The following is a 19927-nucleotide window of genomic DNA, read 5'->3' on the forward strand; positions in this document are numbered from 1 at the left end:
GCCCCACACCCGCCGCACCGGCACCGCCGCCGCGCACGCCGACGCTGTCGTACTGCAGGCGCTGCTGCTCGTGCCAGGCGAAGCCGAGCACGTAGTGCAGCACCGTCGTGGCGACGCGGCTCGCGGTCTCGACGTCGAACCCGTCGGCCACGACGGCGGCCGTCAGCCGGTCGTTCGCGAGCGGCGCGCCGAGGCCGAGCGCCAGGGTGCTCGACACCACTTCGGCGCCGTCGCGGAAGGCGAGGAGCGCGTCGCGCAGGGCATGGGCCTCGGTGCGCAGGTCGGTCGCGGCGCCGGATGCCATGCGTCCGACGATCCGGTCCGACAGCTCGGCGAGCAGCGACTGCTTGTTGGGGAAGTGCCAGTAAAGGGCACTGGGCTGCACCTCGAGGGCGGTCGCGAGGCGTCGCATCGTGAGGTCGGGGAGGCCGTGATCGTCGAGGATCCGCAGCGCGGTACGTGCCACGTCGTCGGCGGAGTGTCCGCGGGGAGCCATGGTGTGAGTATAGTGAACGGCGTTCAGGTGAACAGTGTTCAGGAAGGACCGTCATGCGCACAGCCGACGCCACCGATCTCGCCCGCATCGCCGTCTTCGCCGCGCTCATCGCGGTTCTCGGGCTCCCCGGCAGTTTCCCGGTGTTCGGCGGGGTGCCGATCACGGCGCAGACCCTCGGCGTGATGCTCGCCGGCGCGGTCCTCGGCCCCTGGTTCGGCGCCCTGTCGGTGACCGTGCTGCTCGCGCTGGCCGCGGTGGGTCTGCCGGTGCTGGCCGGTGGGCGAGGGGGGATCGGCGTTTTCCTCGGCCCCACTGCGGGTTACGCCCTCGGCTGGATCCTCGGGGCGATCGTCATCGGACTCATCGTGCACGCGGGTGGACGGCGCCCCGTGGTCTGGCGCACCGCACTGGCGATGCTCGCCGGCGGGATCGGCGCGATCTACGCTCTCGGCATCCCGGTCCAGAGTCTCGTCACGCGCCTCCCGCTCGCCGAGACGGCCCTGACCAGCCTGGTCTTCGTGCCCGGCGATCTGCTGAAGGCGGCCGTCGCCACGATCGTGGTGACGATGCTCGTCAGGGCGTACCCGCGGGGCTTCCGCCGCGACTGGCGTGCGCCGGTCACCGGACGGCGAGCGGCCGAGGTCGCGGTCGACGCGTGATCCGGTGCGCGGGCGTCGGTGCGCGCCTCGGGCAGCGCGGGGTGCTCCGGGACGTCACCCTCGACCTCGACGCGCGGACGGTCGCGGTCATCGGCGACAACGGATCGGGCAAGTCGACCTTCGCGCGACTCGTGGCGGGCCTGGTCCGCCCGTCGGTCGGCGACCTCCGCGTGCTCGGACTCGAACCGCAGCGGGATGCCGCCGAGCTCCGCCGACGGGTGGCACTCGTGCTGAGCAACCCCGACGCGCAGATCGTCATGCCGACCGTCGCCGACGATGTCGCGCTGTCGCTGCGACCCGCGCGTCTCGACCGAGGGGAACGTGACCGCCGAGTGGCTGCCGCCCTGGAGCGGCTCGGACTCTCCGCGTTGGCCGACCGTCCCTCGCACGATCTCTCGGGTGGCCAGAAGCAACTTCTCGCGCTGTGCGGCGCGTTCGTCCGCGAGCCCGACCTCGTCGTCGCCGACGAGCCCACCGCCTCCCTCGATGCGCGAAACGCCCGCCTCGTCGCCGACCACCTCCTCGCCGATACCGGACACGCGCTCCTGATGGTCACGCACGATCTGACGCTCGCACGCCGATGCGAGAGGGCGCTGCTCTTCGCGGACGGCCGGGTGGTGGCATCCGGGTTCGCCGTCGATGTCGTCGACGCCTACGAGGCGGCCCTGGTGTGCTGAGCACGTACCGCGCGGGAGAGGGATGGCTGCACCGGATGCCGGCCGGCCCGAAGCTCGTGGCCGTCTCGCTCGTGGCGGTCGCGCTCGCGGCTCTCCCGTCGACGTGGGCGGCCGTACCGGTGGCGGTGGGCGTTCCCTTCGCCTTGTACGCCGCGGCGGGGATGGGCCCGGTCGAGGGTCTTCGTGAACTCGCCCGCCAGGGGTGGTCACTGCGCTGGGTCGTCGTGATCACCGCGGCGGGACAGCTGGTCTTCCTCGGGCCCGAGTCCGCGGCCGCCAACACCGCGCGCGTGGTCGCGGCCGTCGTCGTCGCGGGGCTTCTCTCCCTGACGACTCCTGTGCCGGCCATGCTCGACGCGCTCGAACGGGGGCTGCGACCCCTTCGCCGGATCGGCGTCGACGCCGAGCGCGCCGCGCTGCTGTTGACGATCTCGCTCACGACGATCCCGGTGCTCGCGCGGTCGGCCGCCGAGGTGCGCGATGCGCAGCGAGCACGGGGCCTGCGTCCCTCCCTCGCCCGCGGCGCGCTGCCGCTGCTGATCCTCGCTCTCCGCCACGCCGACGATCTCGGCGACGCCCTCGCCGCGCGCGGCATCCGCTGACCCGATCAGTCGCGGGGCTTGCGGGGTCGAAGGGGCGGGACGTCGAGAACCGGTATGGCGCGAATCATGAACGTGTCGAAGTGCGGCACAGTGAACGCGGCGTAACCGTGCTCGGGAGTGTAGAGCAATCCCATGTTGATGAGTTCCGCGCGAGTCGGGCCGAGGTTCTGAGAGGTGCGTCCCATGACGTCCGCAACGTCGGACGCCTTCTGCGCCTGCGGGCCGAGCTGTGCCATCGCTCGGAGATAGGCACGCTGCATCTCCGTCGCTCGGTCGAGCCGAACCCGGAAGAAGGACTCGTCGAGCTTGGCCTCGTAGCCCGGGACCGCTGTCACCACGTCGTCCTGAGAGATGCGCGGACCTTCTGCCACCGTCCAGACGGCGTAGCCGAGTTCTTGCAGAAAGTACGGGTACCCGCCGGTCACCCGGAGCGCCTCGGTGAGAGCTTCTTCGTCGAAGCGCACATCTTCTTCGGAGGCAGGCTTCGTCAGCGCCGCCTTCGCGTCTTCGTCGCCGAGGTTGCCGATCGATGGAAATTTGAAGAGCCGTTCGGCGTATGACTTCGCATCGCCAGCGAGTTCCGCGATCTGAGGGAGCCCCGCGCCGACGAGTGTGACGGGAAGCTTGCGCTGGACCATCTTGTGCAGAGCCTCGATGACCGCTTCGAGCTGTTGCTTGCTGAGGAATTGAACCTCGTCGAGCAGGAGGACGACTCCTCGATCCCGCTCCCGTGCAGCTTCTCCGAGCGCGACGAACACATCCGTCACGTCCAGGGCGAGGTCGCCGTGGTCGCCGAAGCCGTGCGCTGCGTCAACGTCGAGACCGGCCGTAAGCGATCCCGCGAGATCGACGCTGACCGTGAACGAGCGGAGAACCGCGGCTGCGTGCTGAAATCGCTCGGTCCAGCGTGCCTTCGGCGACAGTTCGAACAACGCGGTCCGCAACTTCGTGGCCAGGGTGCGGCGGAAATGTCCTTCATCGTTCTTACTCACCTCGAGTTCGACGACGACCCAGTCACGTGCGAGAGCCTTCGAGCGAAATTGTCCCAGGAGGACGGTTTTCCCCACCCCGCGCAGGCCGGTGATGATCATCGATTGCTCGGTGCGCCCACGCTCGATACGAGCCAGGAGGAGATCGAAGGAGCCCAGCTGGTCGTCGCGACCTACGACCGCCTGCGGCTCGGCGCCAGCGTTCGGAGTGTAGGGATTCGTCAGCGCGTGCACGCTCTCACGTTACCCGATTTAGGACGCTTTATCCGAAATGACTAAAGCCACATAAAACAGCTAACATGTCAGTCGCGCGCCGCGCGACCCGCCACGAATCCCTCGGCGTACGCCTCGTCGGCCCCCTGGCGGAACATGTCGCGGGCGGGATCGCGCACGATGGAACGTGCCCCGGGCAGGTCGAGGTCGCCGACGAGGTCGCCGCGGCCGCGCACGATCGCGACGGGGCGGCGCGACGCCTTGCCCTTGACGAGGTCGGTGGCCGCGGCGATCTCGTCGGCCACGCACGGCAGGGTCACCACGAGGGGTCGGCCCTCGGCATCCGTCGTCCCGCGGAGATCCTCGAAGACATGGATGCCGGCGGCCCCGATGGCATGGTCGGTCTGGCCCTCGCGCCAAGCGCGGCCCAGGGTGTCGGTGATGATCACGCCGACCCGAGCGACCGCACGGAGGCCCTCGGCGAGGCGTCGGGCCGACGCGTCGGGATCGACGGGCAGCAGGAGCACGGTCCCCTCGGGGGTGTTGCTGGCATCGACGCCGGCAGCAGCCGAGACGATCCCGAGGGGGTTCTCGACGATGCGCGTGACGTGTCCGGTGGGGGAGGTCCGGGATGCCACGAGACGCACGGTCTCTCGCGTGATCGCGTCTTCGCGGTCGTCGGCATGGATGATCCGGCCTTCGGCCTTCGACACGATCTTGCTCGTGACGACGACGATGTCGCCGTTCTGCAAAGGCTGTGTCAGCGCATCGAGGACCACCCCGACGAGGTCGTCTCCCGGGGTGATCTCACGGATGCCGTCGAGGGCCCAGACCTGCAGCACGTCAGCGGACGAAACGCACCTCGGTGAGCTCCTCGCCGAGGAAGGGCTGCGTCTGCGAGGCGCCGTCGACCGCGAAGCCGTTGCGCACGTAGAAGCGGTGGGCGCGCGGGTTGTCGTCGGCGACCCAGAGGTACAGTCCCTCACCGTCTTCGACCGCGGCGTCGAACAGCTGCTGGCCGATGCCGGTGCCGTGATGCGCGTCGAGCAGGTAGATGAAGTACAGCTCGCGCTCGCGCGGGGCGTCGTCGTCGCGGGCCGGGCCTGAGCCGACGAAGCCGACGATCTCGCCGTTCACGAGCGCGGCGTGCATGCGGTAGTCGTCGCCCTGAGAGGCCCAGTGGGTCCACAGCTCGGCCATGCGTCGGGGCGAGACGGCTTCGAGGGCCGCCTTGCTGATGAGGTGGTCGTACGTCTCGTGCCAGCAGGTGGCGTGCACGCGGCCCAGGGCCTCGGCATCCACGTCGCGCACCGGACGGACGACGATGTCGGTTCGGGTTTCCGCAGTCATGGCGCGACTCTACGCGCGGGATCGGCCTGGGTGAAATCCGTGGCGGGGCCCCTCGCGATGGGGTAGTGAGGTGGGTCACGAATCGCCGCGCCCGTCTCCGTCGAGTGTCCGGAACACGCCGTCCCGCGCGCGACGCGACGGCGTTTCGTGGACACTCGACATTTCGCCGGGGCCCGCAGGAGTCGGATCCCGAGGCGCCTCGTTTGTCGATCGCGCACAACGCGATGGTCGATCGGTGGTCGGATCGCTACGCTCGCCCCTCGTGAACGTCCTCTGGCGCACCCTCCTGGTGCTCTTCCGTGCCCGCCGCCGCCTGCGACGCGAGGGCCCCCTCGATCCGAACACGGTCACGCGACTGCGGCTGCGGGTGCTGCCCACCGATATCGACGTGCTGCGCCACCTGAACAACGGCCGCTACCTGTCGCTGTTCGATCTGGGGCGATGGGACCTTCTCACCCGCTCCGGACTCGTCGCGGCGATGACGAAGAAGGGCTGGTACGCCGTCGTCGCCGCCGAGACGATCACCTTCCGCCGCTCGCTCGAGCTGTGGCAGCGGTTCGATCTCGAGACGCGCCTCATCGGCCACGACGACCGGGCCGTGTACCTCGAGCATCGCGCCCTCGTCGGCGAGGAGATCTATGCGCGCGCGATCATCCGCGCGCGGATCCTCCGCCGCACCGGCGGCACGGTGCCCCACGACGAGCTGTTCGCCGCCGTCGGACGACCCGAGGGGCTCCCCGACATCGAGCCGTGGGTGCACGAGTGGGCGGCGGGCTCGGCGCTGCCGTCGACGAAGCGTCCGGCGCCCAGCGTCTGGGAGTAGTGCACGGCTGCCGGCCGGCCGGCGCCTGCCGCGCGCACGCTCAGTCGGGTTTGACGACGACGGCGAAGACGTCGCCGTAGACGTCGGTCAGCCCGACGATCGGGGGTGTGCCCGTCGGTAGGGCGGGGGTGAGCGGGGAGGTGCGGTTGGTCGTGGTGCCGTCGGCCACCTCGCCGTAGCGGTTGTGGCCCCACGAGCGCAGGCTGCCGTCGTCCATCCACGCGTAGCCGGTGCCGGTCTGATTTCCCTGGTCGACACCGCTCCCGGCGAGGACACGGACTCCCGAGGTGAGGCTCACGATCGGTCGAGCCATCGTCAGCGAGGTCGTCGTGTCGCCGTTGCCGCCCTGGCCCGAGGAGTTGGCGAGCCAGCTCTGCGCCGATCCGTCGGTCAATCGGGCGTACATCGTCGTCGACGCCGCGCCCAAAGAGGTCACTCCCGAAACGCCCGTGAACGGTGCCGGCGACGTCGCGTAGCTCAAGCCCCAGATCAGCACGGATCCGTCAGTCTTCAGTGCGGCGCAGCGCGAGGTGTTCGTCGCGATCTGGGCCACCCCGCCCGCGACGACCTGCACCGGCGATACCTCTCTTGCGGTGCCGCCGGAGGTGCCGTTGCCGACCTGGCCGTAGTCGCTCTGCCCCCACGCGTACACGGCGCCGCCGACGAGGGCGTAAGCGGTGCTTCGCTGAGCGTCGACCTGTGTCACGTTCGACAGGCTCGCGACTTGCGTGGGCACGGTGGCGCTGGTCGTGGTGCCCAGTCCGAGCTGCCCGAACCCGTTGTAGCCCCACACCCAGAGCGTGCCGTCGGATCGTACGGCGTAGTTGGACCGAAGGAAGCCCGAGGCGATCTGCGTGACCCCGGTCAGGTTGGGCACGATGCCCCAGGCCTCTCGACCGGTCGACGTCGAACCGATGCCGAGCTGCCCGAAGCTGTTCGAGCCGCGGGTCCAGACGGTGCCGTCCTCCAGCAGGACGAGCACAGACGAGGCGATCTGCACGATGGGGGAGGGGAACACGAGTTCGATCTGGGTCAACGTCGTTCGCGTGGCGCCGGAGCTGCGGAGTCCGCTGTCCCAGGCCCCCGCGGCGAGGGCGTTGGCGCCGAGCACGGTGAGAGCTTGAGCCTTCGAGTCGCCGCCGACGGTCGCGGTGACGATGACGGTGGATCCCGGGGTGCGCCACGGGGTGCCGAGGTCGATCTGTGCGGTCGCCACGCCGTTGCCGTCGGTCGTCGCGATGCTGGGGGTGACGACCGCACCGGATGGCGCGGTGAAGGATACGGCCTTCCCCACGGCGGGAGCGCCCGCCTCGGTGGTGACCGTGGCGGTGACGGTGGTGGCCCCAGTGGCGACGATCTGCTGCTGCGGTGTCGACACGGTGATCAGCGCGCTGTTCGACCCCGCGTACGCGGGTGAGGCGGCGGTCAGGGCGATCGCGGGGACCGCCCACGCGGCGCCGGTCAGGACTGTTCGTCGCGTCGGGGGAAGGGGGGTCGTGTCGTCGTGCCGCACATGGTCCTCATCCTCGATCGGGCTGAGCAGCTCATACTGGCAGGATCGGCGAGTGCCCCATCGTCGAGGAACTGCGCCGCCAAGGAGGCGATAGCATTCCACGGCCTGTCGACGTCCTACGCGCTGGGTGCCGACGAGGCAGCCAAGGGTGACTGCCATTCACCCGGCAGATCACGTCGACGGAGCGTCGGCATCACCCCTTCCGGGATGGGCCCCGGGTCAGCTACCGAAGCGGGTGTCCAGCCAGGCGACCTGCTTCATCCAGTGCCGGTATCCGCCGCCCTCGTGGCCGTTGTAGGGGTACTCCTCGAGCGTGGCGTCGTCCGAGGCCAGGGCGTGGAACGCCGCGAACACCCCTGACGGCAGTACGACGTCGTCCATCAGGGCGGCGGAGAAGTACGCCGGTACGCTGATCCGCCGCGCGAGCACCGCGCCGTCGACGTGCGACAGCGTGTGCAGCACGCGGTCGGCGTCGTCGCGGTGCACCGAGAGGAAGCGCGTGATCTCGGTGAACGGCGGCGAGGGCGTGCGCACGATGGCGTTCGGGAAGTCGCAGAGAAAGGGCACGTCGGGCATGACCGCTGCCACCGCGTCACCCGAGAGGGCGGCCGCCGCGATCGCCAGCCCGCCGCCCTGGCTTCCGCCGGTGACGGCGACCCGACCGGCATCCACTCCCGGGAGCGCCCGCACCTCGTCGACGAGACGGACGGCGTCGGTGTACAGCCGGCGGTAGTAGTACTCGTTCGGATCCAGGATGCCGCGCGTCATGACGCCCGGGTAGGCTGCCGCCGAACCGTGGGGATCGGGCGTGGCTCCCACGCTCCACGTCGAGCCCTGGCCGCGCGTGTCCATAATGACGTGCACGTAGCCGGCCGCGGCCCAGTTCAGGCGCTCGCCGGGCAGGCCCCGTCCGCCGCCGTAGCCGATGTACTCGATGACGGCGGGCAGCACCTCGTCGCCGTGCGGACGGACGACCCAGCCGCGGATCTCATCGCCGTCGAAGCCGGTGAACGTGAGATCGAAGACGTGGAGCGAGCGCACCGGGGCGTCGACGGGCGTGACACGGGTGGGGCCGGCCGCTGCCCGCGCCTCGCGCAGCGTCTCGGTCCAGAAGGCGTCGAGTCCCGCGGGTTCCGTGAGATCGGGGCGGTACGCGCGAAGCGACTCGATCGGCATGTCGGTAAAGGTCACGGCCATGGACATCGACAGTAGCGGCCGCGGGGATGCGACCGCTCAGCGCGCACACCGGGTCGGCGACGCAGGGAGGCTCAGTCGGAGGCGGCGAGCTCCCGCGCCCGCGTGACGCCGTCGGCGATCGCCTCCGCCGCGGCGGGGTCCCAGGTGCGGTCGATGATGAGCGATCGCACATCGTGCACGCCGATCGTCCGCAGGAAGAACTCCACGAACGCGACCTGGTGGTCGAAGATCGACCCGGGGGTGGGTCCGTCCTCGCCGTAGTACTGTCCGCGGACGAAGACGACGTCGGCCCGCGCGACGTCGACGGCGGGACCGAAGTGCACGCCGTCGTAGGTGAAGAGCAGGTTGCGCTGGGCGGCGAGGTCGATGAGCTGTTTCAGCTTGTAGGGGATGGACCAGTTCCACATCGGCACGCCCAGCACGATGCGGTCGGCTTCGCGGAAGCGACGTGCGAGGGACTCGATCTTCGTCCAGGCTCGAGACTCGGCGTCGTCGAGGTCGTCGCCGTCGACCCACTTGTACTTCGCGCGGATGACGCGTTCGTCGAACTCCGGCAGATCCTCGTGCCACACGTCGAGCGTGTCGACGTCGAGGTCCGGATGCCGTTGGCGCAGGGCGTCGATCAGGGCGGTGGCCACGGTCACCGACGCGCCGTCGTGTCGGGGGGAGGAGATGATGTGGAGGACTCGCATGGCGTCAGTCTCGCGGGCGGCCCCGGATCATCCCGGGCTCTTGACGGGGAAGTGCGCCCGGGTCGGCACCCGGTCGGGCCCGCGGTTCAGGTGCGGTCGGCCGCTCCGCGGGGTTCGCGGGTGGAGCGACGCTCGATCAGCTGCAGCGGGCGCGGTGTGCTGTCGACGGTCTCGTCCGCGTCGAGCTGCGTGAGCAGGTCGTTCACGGCCTGGCGACCTTCGGCGGTGAAGTCGACGCGCACGGTGGTCAACGGCGGGAAGTAGAACGCGGCCTCCGGGGTATCGTCCACACCCGTGACGCTGACGTCGTCGGGAACCGTGAGGCCGGCTTCGGTCACCGCGAGCATCGCACCGAGGGCCATCTGGTCGTTGGCCGCGGCGATGGCGGTGGGGGTCTCGGCGCGCAAGAGTATCTGGGTCGCACGGTACCCCGACGCCGCCGACCAGTCACCCTCCGCGACCAGCGGACGTCCGAGCCCATGCTCGCGGATCGCATGCTCATAGGCGTGGAGACGATTACGTGCGGCGGACCACGTCGAAGGCCCCGCGATGTGCGCGATACGTCGATGGCCGAGGCCGATCAAGTGTTCCATGACGAGGGGCATGCCGTTGAGCCAGCTGCCGGCGTCGCCGTCTTCGTCCTGCTCGGAGAAGACCAGCACCGGGACATCGATGGCGACGTCGGCGACGGCCGAACGCATCTGGTCGGTGGACGCCAGGGCGACGACCCCGGCGAGATCGTGCTGCAGAAGGATGTCGAGCGCCTGGGTGATCTCGTCGGTGTTGCCCATGTCGAGGGCCACGATGTCGAGCAGGTAGCCGGCGTCGCGCGCCGCAGCGCTCGCGCCCTGGAGGACCTGGCTCGGACCGACTTGGTCGATCTCGTGCGTGAGTGCGCCGAGACGGTGTGATCGCCCCGTCACCAGCGACCGGGCGGTGAGGTTCGGCTTGTACTCGAGGACCTCCAGCGCGTGTTCGATCTTCGTGCGAGTACCGGAACGCTGCTGCATTCCGCGCATGAAGCGACTGACCGACTGATGCGAGACCCCGGCCTCGCGAGCGATGTCGTAGATGGTGGCGAGCCGACGGGCGGGAGCCTTCGCGCGGGGAGCGTCGTCGCTGATCTCGAGTGTCATGGTGCGGCTTCCTCCTGACTCATCCTCAGTCTGCCCCGCGGACCCGGACTTGCCAAGTCCTACTTTTACCGATGACAATAGGCCTCGTCGTAAACGGTTACCGATAAAAGTTTGCGATCCCGACGCTGACAATGGAGTTCCCGCATGACGGCAGCCGCGCCCGCACCCTTCGAACGAATCCTGTTCGGGGTCGCGTACTACCCCGAGTACCACCGGTCCGACCGACTGCACCTCGATCTCGATCTCATGGTCGACGCCGACATCAGCGTCATCCGGGTGGGGGAGTCGGTGTGGTCGACCTGGGAGCCGCGCGACGGGGTCTTCGAGCTCGAGTGGATGCAGCGTGTCCTGGACGCCGCCCACGAGCGCGGCATCCGAGTGATTCTCGGGACCCCCACCTACGCCGTGCCGCCGTGGTTGCAGACCGCGTACCCCGAGATCGCCGGCGAGCGACGTACCGGCGAACGTATCGCCTGGGGCGCTCGGCAGGAGGTGGACTACTCCCACCCGGCGTTCCGCTTCCACGCCGAACGCGTGATACGCCGCATCGTCGCGCGTTACGCCTCGCACCCGGCCATCATCGGCTTCCAGGTCGACAACGAGCCGGGCTTGGAACTGCTGCACAACCACGGCGTCTTCACGCGGTTCGTCCGCCGGCTGAAGGAGCACTACGGCGACGTCGAGACCCTGAACCGCGAGTGGGGACTGACGTACTGGTCGCACCGCATCGCGGACTGGAGCGAGCTGTGGCGACCGGACGGCAACACCTTTCCGCAGTACGACCTCGCGTGGAGACGGTTCCAGGCGGAGGTGACCACCGACTTCATCGGCTGGCAGGCCGAACTCGTCCGTGAATACGCGCGCGACGACCAGTTCGTGACCACGTGCCTGCAGTACCCGCGGCGCGGCGTCGATGACCGCGGTGTCTTCGAGACGCTCGACATCGCCTCGGGCAACCCGTACTACGGCATGCAGGATCGGCTGGATGCCGGCACCGAGCTGCCACGTCTGAACTACTGGACCACGAGCGGCGTCGCCGGACTGCTCCGGCAGGCGGACCGGCTCTACTCCTCCAAGCAGGCGCGGTACCTCATCACCGAGACCAACGCGCAGGCCATCGACGCCGCCGAGAACAACCACCCGCCCTACCCCGGTCAGCTGCGGCAGGCAGCCATGGCGTTCGTCTCGCGAGGCGCGGCGATGATCGAGTACTGGCACTGGCACACGCTGCCCCACGGCGCGGAGACCTATTGGGGTGGCGTGCTGCCGCACAGCCTCGAGCCCGGCCGTATCTATCGCGAGATCGCCGATATCGGTGCCGCCTTCGCCGCCCTGGGTTCGTCGCTCGACGGCTTCGTTCCCGACGCGGATGCCGCGGTGCTGTGGTCGAACCCCAGCCGCTACGCCCTGCAGTACATGCCGCCGTTCGCCACCGACGGGCGCGCGGACGACGAGTCCTACGAGCAGATCGTCGACGCGTTCCATGGGGGCATCGTCGACGCCGGCGGCCAGACCCGCATTCTTCACGTCGAGCAGGCGGAGCAACTCGGCGCGCAGGCGCTGGTGACGCAGTTCCCCGTCATCATCGCCGCCGGGGCGTACGTCCTCACCGACTCCCAGATCGAGGTGCTCCGCGACTACGCGCACCGCGGTGGGCACCTCGTCCTGGGCCCGCGCACCGCCTACGCGGACGAGGAGGCGCGTGCGCGTGTCGAGGTCGCACCCCCGGGCTTCGCCCAGGCGGCCGGGGTGTCGTACGAGGAGTTCTCCAACATCGACGGCCTCGTCCCCGTCGCCGAAGCGAGCGGACGCACGTCGTCGGCGGCGGCGGCGACGCGCTGGATCGACGGGCTGCTGCCGACGACCGCGACGGCCGTGGCCACATACGACCACCCTCGGTTCTCCGACTTCGCCGCGATCACCGAGAACATCTGGGGAAGCGGCCGCATCACGGTCGTGGGCACGGTGCCCGACCGTGCCTTGGCGCGTACCCTCGCGCGACGTCTTCTCTCTACCGCTCCGACCTCACCTGTGAGCGAGGTCCCCGCGGCCGTGACCGTTTCGTCGGGCGTCGCAGCGTCCGGACGACGATTCTGGTTCGTCTTCAACTGGGGATGGCGAGCGGTGGAGACCACCGTGGTCGGCGAGGTCGCCGACGCCCTGACCGGCGAGCTCCTCACCGGAGCCCCGCTGCGTCTCGCCGCGTGGGACGTCCGCGTGCTCCGCAGCACAGATGAGGAGGACCGTTGATGTCCACTCTCGCGGAGCGCGCCCGAACGGGGGACGCGCAGGCGCCTTCGCCGGCTCGGCCGCGCGCTCGTCGCCGCGACTGGCGCGGGTGGCAGTTCACCGGCCCCTTCGCGGTCGTCTTCGTCCTGGTGTTCATCGCACCACTCGCCTACGCGCTGTATCTCAGCCTGTTCCAGAACCGGCTCATCGGCGGAAACAGCTTCGTGGGGCTCGACAACTACATCGCGGCACTGACCGACCCGCAGTTCTGGGACGGCTTCGTGCGGGTCGTGCTGTTCCTGCTGGTGCAGGTGCCCGTCATGCTCCTTCTGGCGATGGTCGCGGCCCTCGCCATCGACAGCGCACGCCTGTACGCCACGGGGTTCTTCCGGATCGTGGTCTTCCTCCCCTACGCGGTGCCGGCGGTGGTGGCGGTGCTCATCTGGGGCTTCATGTACGGCGAGAACTTCGGGCTCGCCGCCAACATCAACGATCTGCTCGGAGCCGACGTGCTGCAGCCGTTCTCGAGCAGGTGGATCCTGGCATCCATCGGCAACATCGTCACGTGGGAGTTCGTGGGCTACAACATGCTCATCTTCTACTCGGCGCTGAAGACGATCCCGGCCGACCTCTACGAGGCGGCGGAGATCGACGGTGCCAACGCCTGGCAGGTCATCAGGGCCGTGAAGCTCCCCGCCGCGCGTGGGTCGATCGTCATCGCCACCATCTTCTCGATCATCGGCAGCTTCCAGCTGTTCAACGAACCCAACGTGCTGAAGCCGCTCGCCGAGAACGTCATCTCCACGTACTTCACCCCCAACATGTACGCCTACAACCTCTCCTTCGCCGGCCAGCAGTACAACTACGCCGCCACCGTCGCGATCATCATGGGCGTCATCACCGCCGCGATCGCGTACGTGGTCCAGCTCAGGGGCACCCGAAAGGAGGACCGCTCATGACCACCGCGCTCAAGACCGTCAACCCCAAGGCCCGACGAGGGCACTCGGTGATGAAGCCCCGCAAGTCGGTCGCCCTCACCGTCGTGATGATTCTCTTCCTCATCTACGCGCTCATTCCGCTCATCTGGCTCGTCGTCAACGCGAGCAAGACACAGGCCGACCTGTTCACCACGTTCGGGCTGGGCTTCGGCAGCACATTCGCACTGTGGGACAACATCGTCGGCACCTTCACCTATCGCGACGGCATCTTCCTGAGGTGGCTGGGCAACACCCTGCTCTACGTCGTCGTTGGCGCCGGCGGAGCGACGCTGCTGGCCACCCTGGCCGGCTACGGCCTGGCCAAGTACGCCTTCCCCGGCAAACGCGCCTACTTCGCCACGGTGCTCGGCGCCGTGGCGGTCCCCGGGACGGCTCTGGCCGTTCCCACCTTCCTGCTGTTCAGCCAGATGGGACTGACGAACACCCCGTGGTCCATCATCATCCCGTCGCTGATCACGCCGTTCGGGCTCTACCTCATCTGGGTGTACACGATCGATTCCGTCCCCACGGAACTCCTGGAAGCGGCGCGACTCGACGGAGCGAGCGAGATGCGCACGTTCTTCACCATCTCGATCCGGCTGCTCACCCCGGGCATCGTGACGGTGGCGCTGTTCGCCATTGTCGCGACCTGGAACAACTACTTCCTCCCCCTGATCATGCTGAGCGACCCCGCGTGGTATCCGCTCACCGTCGGGCTCAACCAGTGGAGTTCGCAGGCTTCGGGAGTAGCCGCTCAGCCCATCTACAACCTGGTCATCACCGGGTCTCTCATCACGATCGTTCCCATCGTCGTGATCTTCCTGTTCTTGCAGCGCTTCTGGCAGTCCGGCTTGAGCGCTGGGAGCGTCAAGCAGTGACGAGAGCACTGCGCGACGACACCGAAACCCGACTCTCTCACCCGGGTCACCAGCACCCACCTACGCACGAAGAAGTGGAAGGAACACCTCACATGTTGAAGGCATCACGACGCACGACCGGACGGGTCGTCGCCACCCTGCTCACGGCGGGACTCGCAGCGGTCTCGCTCACGGCCTGCGGCGCCGGCGGCGGCGGCACAGCCGCCCCCGGCTCGGCATCCGACCTCGACGCCGCCCTCGAGGCCGGTGGCGAGCTGACCTACTGGACGTGGACGCCCTCGGGAGAGGCGCAGGCCGAGGCGTTCATGAAGGAGTACCCGAACGTCAAGGTGACGGTGGTCAACGCCGGCACGGCCACCGACGAATACACGAAGCTGCAGAACGCCATCACCGCCGGCAGCGGCGCTCCCGACGTCGCGCAGATCGAGTACTACGCCCTGCAGCAGTTCGCGCTCTCCGACGGGCTGCTCGACCTCGGCGGCTACGGCTTCGGCGACCTGGAGGGCGACTACACCGCCTCGACCTGGGGCGCGGTCAACCTGAACGGCGGCATCTACGGCCTCCCGCAGGACTCGGGCCCCATGGTGATGATCTACAACAAGGCCGTCTTCGACCAGTTCGGACTCACCGTTCCCACCACCTGGGACGACTACATCGCCCAGGCGAAGAAGCTCACCGCCGCCGACCCGTCGAAGTTCATCACCAACGACGCCGGCGACCCCGGTTTCACGCAGCCGCTCATCTGGCAGGCGGGCGGTCAGCCCTACACGACCGACGGCACCAACGTGACCATCGACCTGCAGGATGCGGGCTCCACGCAGTTCGCCGACATGTGGAACCAGCTGCTCGAACCGGGTCTGTTGTCCGACATCCCGACCTGGAGCGACGACTGGTACAAGGCTCTGGGCAACGGCACGATCTCCACCATCATCACCGGAGCATGGATGCCGGGAATCCTCGAGAGCTCCGTCCCGGAGGGCGCGGGCAACTGGCGCGTCGCGCCGCTGCCCAGCTACGACGGTTCTGCCGCTACCGCTGAGAACGGCGGCAGCGCGCAGTCGGTCATCAAGCAGTCCAAGAATCCCGCCCTGGCCGCGGCCTTCCTGAAGTGGCTGAACAACTCCGAGTCGAGCATCGACGTCTTCCTCGGGTCGGGCGGCTTCCCCTCGACCACCGCCCAGCTCGAAGACCCCGCCTTCGTGGGCGCCACGTCGGAGTACTTCGGTGGACAGGACGTCAACAAGGTCCTCGTGGAGGCGTCGCAGAACGTCGTCGAGGGCTGGCAGTACCTGCCGTTCCAGGTCTACGCCAACAGCGTGTTCCCCGACACGGTCGGCCAGGCGTACGCCAACCGCACCGACCTGAACGCCGGCTTGCAGGCGTGGCAGGACAACCTCGTCGACTACGGCAACGCGCAGGGCTTCACCGTCAACAAGTAAGACCCCACCGGTGGCGCGCAGCCGCGGCGCGCCACCGGTCGGACGACCGCCTCTGCGGCATCCGTCGAACTCGTGGAGCACGCGCTCCACGCCTCACGGCCGAGGGGAGTTCTTCTCCTCGTGCCCCGGGCTCGGCTCCGGCTCCTCTACTCCGGAGCCGAGCCCACCTTCCGCATTCATTCATCGAAGAAGGAATCATGAAGTTCTCCAAGACATCCGCGCTGCTGTTGGCCGCAGCGATGACCATCTCAGCGGGCGTGCTGGGCGCGGGCGCCGCGCAGGCCTACGCCCCCACTCCCGGACCCGTCTATCAGGTCCCGAACGACCAGCCCTGCCTGAAGGGTCGCGGCAACTGCGCCATCTACACCAAGTCGGCAGAGCTGCCCAACGGTGATCTGGTCGCCGCATTCGAGCGCTCCACCGTCGTCGCGGCCAGCGGCACCGCCGACGGGCAGACCATCCCCGTGTACCGCAGCACCGATTCGGGCGACACGTGGCAGCCGCTGTCGGAGGTGCCGGCGCCGGCGTACCTGTCGGACGATCCGAAGTACGACGCCTACGTCAGCAACTGGACGAACCCCTACTTCTACGTCCTCCCTCAGCAGATCGGTTCTCTCGCGGCGGGGACGCTGCTGCTGTCGACCGTGGTGTCGGGCGACGACGAGTACTACAAGGAGCGCAAGGCCGCCGACCCCACCTGGGTTCCCGACAACGACGGCGATCGCAGCAACGTCGCCATCGCGCTGTATTCCAGCACAGACAACGGCGTCACGTGGTCGATCGTGGACATCGTCGCCCAGGGCGGCTGGCAGGGTGGGAGCGCCGGCGCCATCGGACGCAACATCGCCGCGGCCAACGCCACCCGTCAGGTCGACCCGCTGTGGGAACCGCACCTGCGGGTGTTCGACAACAAGCTCGTCGTCTACTACTCCGATGAGAACGACTACATCGGCTGGGACCGGGTGACCGGTGAGGCCATCGAAGACCCGGCCAACGACACGGCAGCAGACTCCTTCGGTCAGGTTCTCGTGCACAAGACCTGGGACGGCGCCAGCTGGAGCAAACCCACCATCGACGTCACCGGCCGCACGGAGGACCGCGGCAACGGCAAGACGCAGATCGGTGGCGGGCGCCCCGGGATGACGACCATCGCCGACACCGCCGACGGCAAGTACATCATGATGTTCGAGTACTTCGGCGAGGGTCCCGACGGCCACTACAAGACTGGCAACGACCCTCTGCGCTTCCGCGATGACACCAGCAGCGGCGGGCTGAGCGCCAATGTCCTCCCCGTCACTTCGGGCTCGGCGCCGCTGTCCGCCGGAGGGAACCCGGTGCTCGTCAACCTGCCGGATGGGCGCATCGCCTACAACTCCGGATACAACGGCGACGTCTGGATCAATGAGAGCGGCCGGAGCGACGGGTCATGGACCCAGTTCCAGGTGCCCATCGGCGCCGGGTACAGCCGGACCATCCAGCCGGTGACCAAGACCGGACGCGTCATCATCTTCCAGGCCGCGTGGGGCGGTGCCGGCTCCCCGGCGGTGATCAACCGCGCCGAGGTCGACTTCGGCAATTCCGCGGGGGAGTACGTTCAGCTGGTCAACCGCAAGACCGGCCAGGTGCTCGGCACCGGGGGCAACATCACCGACGCGAACATCGGCAACAACACCCAGCCCGACATCCGCTTGGAGGACCCCCGCACCGACGGTCGCGCCGACACGCAGCAGTGGCACGTGAAGTCCGACACGGGCGGTTCGGTCACCCTGCTGAACAAGTCCGGCGGTCGAGAAGCGGCCATCTGGACCCGCAATGCCACTGCCGGTCAGCGCATCGCGTCGTGGGTGGACAACGTCGACGGTGGCCTCTACCGCGTCGTCGACCGCGGGGCCGGCCGCGTCGCCTTCCAGTCGACGCAGAACCCGAGCCTGTACCTGTCGGGTCAGAGCGCCGGCGCCTTCGCCACGCTGCAGCCCGCGGCGACCGACGGCGCCGACGAATGGACGCTCGTGAGCACGCCCGCTCTCCCGGCCGACGCGGTCGCGACCACGCGCAAGATCGCTTCGAAGGTCTACGTCACGGTGACGGTGACGAACAACGCCACCGTGCCGGTCAACATGACCGTCAGCACCGCGTACGGGCAGAAGTCCTTCACCTCGGTGCAGCCCGGGAAGAAGGTGAGCGCTGCGATCAACACGCAGAAGGCGTCGATCCCCGCGGGTACGGCCACGGTGACCTCCTCGGCCACCATCGACGGCAGGCCGGTGACCTCGAGCATCGAGGCCCCCTACGGCGCGCTGAACTGAGGAAGGTGGGGCGGCCGTCGATCGGCGGCCGCCCCCGAGACGTCGACGACGTTCGGGCCGCCCCAGGATGGCCGTGCTCGGCCAGCGGCTGTGCACCCTCCGAGGAAGCGCCGCCCGCACGTGATGGCCGCTTCCGGGAGATCGGCCCCGCGAGCGTGATGAAGCCCCGGCCGCTAGTGGCGACCGGGGCTTCGGGGTACCCGGGGGGATCAGCTGGTGAGAAGACGCAGGTTGTACGCCTGCAGGATCTCGTTGACGGGCTGGAAGTAGGTCGTGCCGCCGACCGTGCAGTCGCCGGAGCCGCCGGAGGTGACGCCCTGCGCCTGGTTGCCGGCGATCAGCGATCCGCCCGAGTCGCCGGGTTCGGCGCACACGCTCGTGCGGATGAGGCCCGAGACCGAGCCCTCCGCGTAGCGGACGGTGGAGTTGAAGCCCTGGATCTTCCCGCAGTACCAGCCGGTCGTGGAGCCCGAACGGCACACGGTCGCGCCCACGGCGGCCTGCGTCGAGCCCTTCACCGCGACGGTGCCACCGGAGTAGTCCATGACCTGCCCGACCGGGGTGTGGTTGGGCGTGGCCACCCACGCGTAGTCGTTACCGGGGAACGACGAGCCGCGGAAGGTGCCGTAGTTCGTGCTGTCGCCGGTGACGCCGCAGTGGCCGGCGGTGACGAAGCCGCCCTGCACAGCGAAGCCGACGGAGCACCGGCTGGCGTTGTTGATGAGGTACGACATACCGCCGCGGATCGTGGCGAACGTCTCGGGCGCCTCGACGCCCGTCTCGAGGCGCACCGCGTCGGCGGGGGCGCCGAGGCTCGCCACGAACGCGGTCGCGGCCTGCTCGCCGCCGGCGACGACGTCGACGACGACGTCGTTCGCCTCGACGTCGATCCACCAGGAGGGGATCGTGTCGGGAACGCCACTCGCCTCGATCTGCGCGGTGATCGCCTCGAGCTCGGCGAGCGAGTACTCGGCGGCGACGGGCACGGCGCCCGCGTCGGCGGCGGCGTCCAGAGCCGAGTCGGTGGTCGCCGCGGCGTACACCGTCTGCGTGGACTCGTCGAGCCAGGTGCCGGCGAACGCGTCACCGGCGGCGCCTTCGACCTCGTCGGTGGTCCCGGCCGCGTCGGCCTGGAAACGCAGCACGTCCTGCGCGCCCGAGACGTCGGTGCCGAGGTCGGCCGCCATCGCCTCGAGCAGCTGGGCGTCGACACCGTTGACGGCTGCGTCGGGGGATGAGGTGGGGGTCTGCGCCAGCGCGGGGGCACTGGCGGCGGTGGTCAGGAACAGGCCGATCGCGGCAGCGCCGACGACCGTCTTCGAGAAACGGTTCACGTGGAGTGACCTTCCATCCAGGGGGGATAAATGGTTGGGGTACCCACGGCTATCGAAACACGAGACGGCCGGAATGCGAAGGAATTCTTGCGAATTGATGGTTTGCGTCCAAAAATTGTCGGCCATTTGGGGGACAGGCCGTCGTCGGGACTGCCGGTGCCGATCCTCGACTTGCGCGGCGGGCCGCCGAGGTGGCACGCGCGCGATGTTTAGGCTGACGGGCATGAGCACGAACGACCCTCGCGCCACCGGTCCAGCGCTCTCCTCCGACCTCGCGTCACGGGCCGCCGCCGAGATCCGGGCGTTCTCGGCGCGTGCCGCTGCTCCCGCGACCGCGCGCCGCGGCGTGCTGCCGACCGATCCCGACGCCGCGGCTTTCGTCGCCCGGGTGTGCGACGGCGTCGTGCGGCCCGAGAG

General features: G+C 69.0%; 19 protein-coding genes and 1 pseudogene. 10 read left to right on the plus strand and 10 right to left on the minus strand.

Annotated features, from left to right (window positions below; genetic code table 11):
* On the minus strand, positions 1-496 hold a 496-nt coding region (locus RWP81_RS04170; RefSeq protein WP_314452547.1), incomplete at its 3' end, for a TetR family transcriptional regulator.
* A 53-nt stretch (positions 497-549) separates the two neighbouring features.
* Here RWP81_RS04170 and RWP81_RS04175 point away from each other — a divergent pair.
* From RWP81_RS04175 to RWP81_RS04185, 3 genes are read left to right on the plus strand one after another with little or no spacing between them, the layout of a single operon-like run.
* Positions 550-1155 carry a biotin transporter BioY gene (locus tag RWP81_RS04175; protein WP_314452548.1) on the plus strand — a complete coding sequence of 202 codons (606 nt, stop codon included), beginning with the start codon at positions 550-552 and terminating at the stop codon, positions 1153-1155.
* 41 nt (positions 1156-1196) lie between these two features.
* On the plus strand, positions 1197-1832 hold the full coding sequence (locus tag RWP81_RS04180; RefSeq protein ID WP_314452550.1) for an ABC transporter ATP-binding protein: 636 nt from the start codon (positions 1197-1199) through the stop codon (positions 1830-1832).
* A complete protein-coding gene (locus tag RWP81_RS04185) occupies positions 1826-2434 on the plus strand; it encodes an energy-coupling factor transporter transmembrane protein EcfT (protein ID WP_314452552.1) in 609 nt (202 codons plus the stop codon). Before RWP81_RS04180 ends, RWP81_RS04185 begins: the two co-directional genes overlap by 7 nt.
* Positions 2435-2439: 5 nt before the next feature.
* On the opposite strand, the gene RWP81_RS04190 is transcribed toward RWP81_RS04185, so the two are convergent.
* The 4 genes and pseudogenes from RWP81_RS04190 to RWP81_RS04205 all read right to left on the minus strand — a co-directional run bounded on the left by RWP81_RS04190 (position 2440) and on the right by RWP81_RS04205 (position 4986).
* On the minus strand, positions 2440-3072 hold the full coding sequence (locus RWP81_RS04190) for a hypothetical protein (protein WP_314452580.1): 633 nt from the start codon (positions 3070-3072) through the stop codon (positions 2440-2442).
* Positions 3073-3093: 21 nt separating this feature from the next.
* Positions 3094-3657, minus strand: a pseudogene (locus tag RWP81_RS04195) (ATP-binding protein); the annotation flags it as partial.
* Between the two features lie 68 nt (positions 3658-3725).
* Positions 3726-4478, minus strand: coding sequence for a coenzyme F420-0:L-glutamate ligase (gene cofE / locus RWP81_RS04200; RefSeq protein WP_314452553.1), 753 nt, complete (start codon positions 4476-4478; stop codon positions 3726-3728).
* A gap of 1 nt (position 4479) precedes the next feature.
* Positions 4480-4986: a GNAT family N-acetyltransferase gene (locus tag RWP81_RS04205; protein ID WP_314452555.1), complete on the minus strand. Its 507-nt coding sequence runs from the start codon at positions 4984-4986 to the stop codon at positions 4480-4482.
* Between the two features lie 262 nt (positions 4987-5248).
* On the opposite strand from RWP81_RS04205, the gene RWP81_RS04210 reads away from it, so the two are divergent.
* Positions 5249-5809 carry an acyl-CoA thioesterase gene (locus RWP81_RS04210; RefSeq protein WP_314452557.1) on the plus strand — a complete coding sequence of 187 codons (561 nt, stop codon included), beginning with the start codon at positions 5249-5251 and terminating at the stop codon, positions 5807-5809.
* Positions 5810-5849: 40 nt separating this feature from the next.
* Here RWP81_RS04210 and RWP81_RS04215 read toward each other — a convergent pair whose 3' ends face one another.
* The 4 genes from RWP81_RS04215 to RWP81_RS04230 all read right to left on the minus strand — a co-directional run bounded on the left by RWP81_RS04215 (position 5850) and on the right by RWP81_RS04230 (position 10347).
* A complete protein-coding gene (locus RWP81_RS04215) occupies positions 5850-7322 on the minus strand; it encodes an Ig-like domain-containing protein (RefSeq protein ID WP_314452559.1) in 1473 nt (490 codons plus the stop codon).
* A 219-nt stretch (positions 7323-7541) separates the two neighbouring features.
* Positions 7542-8519 carry an acetylxylan esterase gene (locus RWP81_RS04220; RefSeq protein WP_314452561.1) on the minus strand — a complete coding sequence of 326 codons (978 nt, stop codon included), beginning with the start codon at positions 8517-8519 and terminating at the stop codon, positions 7542-7544.
* Between the two features lie 71 nt (positions 8520-8590).
* A complete protein-coding gene (locus RWP81_RS04225; RefSeq protein WP_314452563.1) occupies positions 8591-9211 on the minus strand; it encodes an NAD(P)H-dependent oxidoreductase in 621 nt (206 codons plus the stop codon).
* Positions 9212-9297: 86 nt separating this feature from the next.
* Positions 9298-10347: a substrate-binding domain-containing protein gene (locus RWP81_RS04230; RefSeq protein WP_314452564.1), complete on the minus strand. Its 1050-nt coding sequence runs from the start codon at positions 10345-10347 to the stop codon at positions 9298-9300.
* Positions 10348-10491: 144 nt separating this feature from the next.
* Between RWP81_RS04230 and RWP81_RS04235 the strand changes: the two genes are divergently transcribed.
* The 5 genes from RWP81_RS04235 (at position 10492) to RWP81_RS04255 (ending at position 18176) form a co-directional block, all read left to right on the plus strand.
* Complete coding sequence (locus tag RWP81_RS04235; RefSeq protein WP_314452566.1) at positions 10492-12597, plus strand: beta-galactosidase; 2106 nt, start codon at positions 10492-10494, stop codon at positions 12595-12597.
* Entirely contained in the window at positions 12597-13535 is a 939-nt protein-coding gene (locus tag RWP81_RS04240) for a sugar ABC transporter permease (protein WP_314452569.1), read from the plus strand. Before RWP81_RS04235 ends, RWP81_RS04240 begins: the two co-directional genes overlap by 1 nt.
* Before the next feature lie 50 nt (positions 13536-13585).
* Entirely contained in the window at positions 13586-14431 is an 846-nt protein-coding gene (locus RWP81_RS04245; RefSeq protein ID WP_314452578.1) for a carbohydrate ABC transporter permease, read from the plus strand.
* A gap of 92 nt (positions 14432-14523) precedes the next feature.
* Complete coding sequence (locus RWP81_RS04250) at positions 14524-15870, plus strand: sugar ABC transporter substrate-binding protein (RefSeq protein ID WP_314452571.1); 1347 nt, start codon at positions 14524-14526, stop codon at positions 15868-15870.
* 197 nt (positions 15871-16067) lie between these two features.
* Complete coding sequence (locus tag RWP81_RS04255) at positions 16068-18176, plus strand: RICIN domain-containing protein (protein WP_314452573.1); 2109 nt, start codon at positions 16068-16070, stop codon at positions 18174-18176.
* Between the two features lie 209 nt (positions 18177-18385).
* Here the strand turns inward: RWP81_RS04255 and RWP81_RS04260 are convergent, their stop codons facing one another.
* Positions 18386-19510 carry a S1 family peptidase gene (locus RWP81_RS04260; RefSeq protein ID WP_314452574.1) on the minus strand — a complete coding sequence of 375 codons (1125 nt, stop codon included), beginning with the start codon at positions 19508-19510 and terminating at the stop codon, positions 18386-18388.
* A 223-nt stretch (positions 19511-19733) separates the two neighbouring features.
* Here RWP81_RS04260 and RWP81_RS04265 point away from each other — a divergent pair.
* The coding region (locus RWP81_RS04265; protein WP_314452576.1) for a hypothetical protein at positions 19734-19927 on the plus strand (194 nt) is incomplete at its 3' end.

Source organism: uncultured Microbacterium sp., assembly GCF_963521695.1.
Classification (GTDB): domain Bacteria; phylum Actinomycetota; class Actinomycetes; order Actinomycetales; family Microbacteriaceae; genus Microbacterium.